Raw genomic sequence first — 572 nt, 5'->3', positions numbered from 1 at the left:
GGAAGTGTTGCGCTTAATTTGACAAACCGTCTTATGTTCTAGTACAATCATCATTATTTGTCTAATATGTTCATCGTCTAACGAATAAAACGCTAGTTTTCCTTCTTTTCTATATCTTACAATCCCCTGCTTATGAAGGGTCCTTAAATGATGAGAAGCATTTGCCACCGTAATACCAATAATATTTGCTATATCACACACACATAACTCTTCATCTTGACACAAAGCATAGGTAATCTTTGCCCTATTTTCATCCGCAATTGCTTTTAACATTTGGGCAACACTAACAATATCGATTGTTTTTAAATCACCTTGTATTCGATTGACCTTTTCCTCGTCATAACAAAAAATTTCACAAGTATCTTTCTTATTCACATTATCACCCCATTGATATTCAAGTGTTCACTTGAATATAGTATATACCTTTCCTTGGTTAATATTCAAGTGAATATTTGAATGAAAAACATAAAATGATTTTTCTAATAGTAATTCCCGTTAACGAACGTTAAGAAGACATGTTTGATAGTTAGTACACATTAAAATGAAAAGAGGCTGGGACATAACTCAGTAGA

The 572-nt window shown here is 32.3% G+C and carries 1 protein-coding gene; it reads right to left on the bottom strand.

Going from position 1 to position 572, the window contains the following annotated elements:
* On the bottom strand, positions 1–375 hold a 375-nt coding region (locus tag RT52_RS17570; RefSeq protein WP_081852639.1), incomplete at its 3' end, for an ArsR/SmtB family transcription factor.
* Positions 376–572: the final 197 nt, after the last annotated feature.

It is taken from the genome of Exiguobacterium alkaliphilum 12/1 (assembly GCF_000714435.1).
GTDB lineage: Bacteria > Bacillota > Bacilli > Exiguobacteriales > Exiguobacteriaceae > Exiguobacterium > Exiguobacterium alkaliphilum.
The sequence above is the reverse complement of the archived record's forward strand: the minus strand, read 5'-3'. Positions and strand labels throughout refer to the sequence as shown.